This is a genomic window from Dehalococcoidia bacterium (assembly GCA_041653995.1).
GTDB lineage: Bacteria > Chloroflexota > Dehalococcoidia > GIF9 > UBA5629 > CAIMUM01.
The window spans coordinates 1-3,108 of the sequence record JBAZEK010000062.1; the positions used below are offsets into that span (position 1 = coordinate 1).

The window sequence follows — 3,108 nt, forward strand, 5'->3', positions numbered from 1 at the left end:
TGGCGCATAAGATTATCGATATGAATGGTTCCTGTCTGAGCTTCTGCGGCGATCCGGCAATGGTCTCCGCCATCCGAATGACCTGCTCGATGCCCTCGTGCGTGTACACGCCGCCCATGATGTGCTTTGTCGTATTGTCCAGCCCGGCGAAGAATCGATTCACGTCGACATCCTCGATATTTACATCGTCGGGATATGTGGGCAGCAGGAAGAAGTGAATATTATCGAGATGATCGACAAGCTTGGCGATGTCCTTCAGGTCTTTGAGTGTGGAGCGTCGCCTGTCTCCGGTGGTACCGTCGATGATGTTGAGGGCGGTGCCGCCGGTGCCGGCGTAGACGCGCGCATCGCCTAACTGTAGGTTATGTTCCGGGTCGCGGCCGTAAAGAATGATGTCGGATGGGGCCTTGTTCACCAGATCCATGACCATTTCACGCGGCATCTTTACAATGCGCTCCTCGACCTTAGCTCCGGCTTCCTTGAAGTATTTAAGGGCCTTATCCGAGTTTACCTGTACGCCCACCTCCTCGAATATCCTCATCACGGTGTCGTGGATACGGGCTATATCTTCTTCTTTAAGCGGCTTGTAACTGCCGCCGATAAGTCCTTTTCTAGCCAAATTACCTCCTATTAGTACAGTCCTGATTGGTGCAAAACCGGCAGGGAGACACTCTAAGCCTGCGCTTTTCGGTCCAGCCTATGCCGATAATTCCGGATATGGATTTACGTGGCGTCATCAAGCATTCGTCACTAAGGTTAACACCCGCAAGGCCCCCATCCAGATTCTTAAAAATAAGCTTCTGTTGATTGATATCCCAATCGCAATATCCCGGGCTGTATCGTCTGGTTATCTCCGCCTCCGCCTTATTTGCGATGCGCTGAACCTCGTCCTGGAAACGGCCCGCTAGCTGCTCGACCGCTTCGGAGCCTATAGCATCGAGTATCATGGCTTTTACCATGTATCCATCTTTTGTCAGCTTGGCCATTAGCTCTTCCAGTTTAGATCCGATACTGCATATAAAAATCGCAGCCTGTTCGCAGGGGTACAGTACCCAGCTCAACACATCGCTTGTCACGGTCATTTTTGCACCGTTAACAAGGGTGACCCTGGGGCGGCGGATGCGCTGTACATCCATTATCTGATATGTGCAGGAGGGCTCGATCAGCCGGCGGGATTCTTCTATACTCTCTTCTATCAAAGCAACTATTGAAGGCCTCGGTTCATCGCTGTTCCGGTAGCCCAGGCGGCGACATATCTGTTTTTTATCTACACTTATATTGAGGGTGGCAACGGTTGCGTCCATGATAAATCTCCTCACTCATCATCAAATCGAAAAACACAATTATTTGAAAGTCAGATAACTTCCAAACTGCCATCGAATGATTAACCTTCCTGCTTTCGGCCCTGATCTTTTCATCAGTTATAAAACAGCTGACGTTTGATAATCAATAAGATACCCTTACTGTTTTACATGAAGAATCGAATCCGCCTTGGTCCACAACGCCCTCTAAGACGCCGTTTCTTGCCTGCCGCACCGGTGCTCGCCGGCGGGAGGTTTTTTTACCGGAGCCACTGGAGTGGCTTTGCTTAGCGGGGTATTTATGGGAGGGAGGATTACTGAGGGAGGACAGGGGATGGTATTTGCGGGGATTATTGTTTGAGGTTGTTGCTGAGGGAGGATAGTTTACGAAGGATGCTTAGTACGGATCCAGTCATACCAACGGCAAAAAATTTACTCAGTGAAACATCATATTTATTATATAGTAAGGTATTTGACGTGTCAAGTTTGAACACTGCTTGGAAGCTCCAGCATGTCTGAATGTAAAAGTCTGTGCATTTCCGCTGGATTTTTAGCTGCTTATTTTCGTTTCAGTGCGCATACTTGTTTTGGCGAACGGTCATTAATAAAAAGCAAGCCCGCTTTTTGCGGGCTTGCATAAACACGCTCTGTTTTTAATTTCTATTTCATATATGTCGCGTTGAATTTCTCCATCTCTTTAGTCGGCTTCCACCACTTCTTGGCGCCCATGTCCTCGGCAACTCTATTGGCTGCCAGATATCCGGAGCCTCCCAGTACAAGACCGCCGGGATAAGAGGACACGCCGCCGACATACAGGCCTTGTATCGGCGTGCGATGGTTGGAGCAATCCAGGTTGGGTCTCATAGAAGCTAACTGAGTCGGACGATAGTCTCCATGCTTGATCGCGCCGCGCTTCATGTTGGGGAAGCGTATCTCGATGTCCACGGGGGTCTCGGCCAGCTCGTTGATGATATTGTCCTTCGTGAAGTTGGGGGCCACCTTCTGCCACTTCTTCAGCACGGCCTCTTTGATCTCCGGGCCTCGCTTCTCCCAGTTGCCGCAGTTGCCGTCTAGGGCGTAAGGCGCGTGCATCTGGAAGAAGGAAACCTCTCCGCCCCACGGGGCGCGGACCAGATGCGGATCCCAGAAGCTCTCGCACGTGGCGTGGCCGCCCATGAGCTTTGTATCCAGCTTGCCGCCGATTACGGTCTTGAAGTGAGCCAGTAGCTGATCCATGCTCTCGAAGCCGAAGATGGTCAGGAATGACTCGCTGGCCCAAGGTTCTTCAGCTTTGTAAACCGGCTGCTCATGTGTTGCCAGGTGCAGGGTATAGAAGCTCCACTTGTCATAGACCCATCCCTCCACGGCTTCCTTCAGCGTGCCGGGAAGGCTCTTGGGCTCTAATAGTTGCAGGAACGTCGTCTGCGGGTCCAGAGTCGAAACGACAGCCTTGGCCTTGATCGTGCGGCCCTCCAGTGTTTCCACGCCGACGGCCTTGCCGCCCTCCATGATTATCTTTGTTACTTCACACCTGTCCAGGATGGTGCCGCCTGCCTGGACGATCTCGCGGCCCATAGCGCCTGCGAACTTATGCGAGCCGCCGAAACAGTAGCATTTGTTCATGCCGCGGCACAGCAGCAGCGGTACGAACAGGCCGGTGCCTGTCTCGTTAGGATCGATGCCCCACATGCAGGATATGTAAAGCAGGAAGGCGCGGATCCTGTCGTTCTCAAAGTTGCTGGTGATGATCTCCAGCGGGCTCATCTCGGCTATCTCCGCCAGTTCCTTGCCGATATCGGTCTGTTCC

Annotated in this window: 3 protein-coding genes; all 3 read right to left on the minus strand. The window is 52.1% G+C overall.

Going from position 1 to position 3,108, the window contains the following annotated elements; all coding sequences use genetic code 11:
- Nucleotides 1-619: trimethylamine methyltransferase family protein (locus WC359_15350; protein MFA5401827.1), on the minus strand; the 619-nt coding region annotated here is incomplete at its 3' end.
- 1 nt (nt 620) lies between these two features.
- Entirely contained in the window at nt 621-1,304 is a 684-nt protein-coding gene (locus WC359_15355) for a vitamin B12 dependent-methionine synthase activation domain-containing protein (GenBank protein ID MFA5401828.1), read from the minus strand.
- A 657-nt stretch (nt 1,305-1,961) separates the two neighbouring features.
- Nucleotides 1,962-3,108, minus strand: a 1,147-nt coding sequence (locus WC359_15360; protein MFA5401829.1) for an NAD(P)/FAD-dependent oxidoreductase, incomplete at its 5' end; no start/stop codon positions are given.

What these genes read in the sequence shown, in the direction of transcription:
- WC359_15355 (MFA5401828.1), bottom strand. Translation starts at nt 1,304, where the DNA reads ATGGACGCAACCGTTGCCACCCTCAATATAAGTGTAGATAAAAAACAG.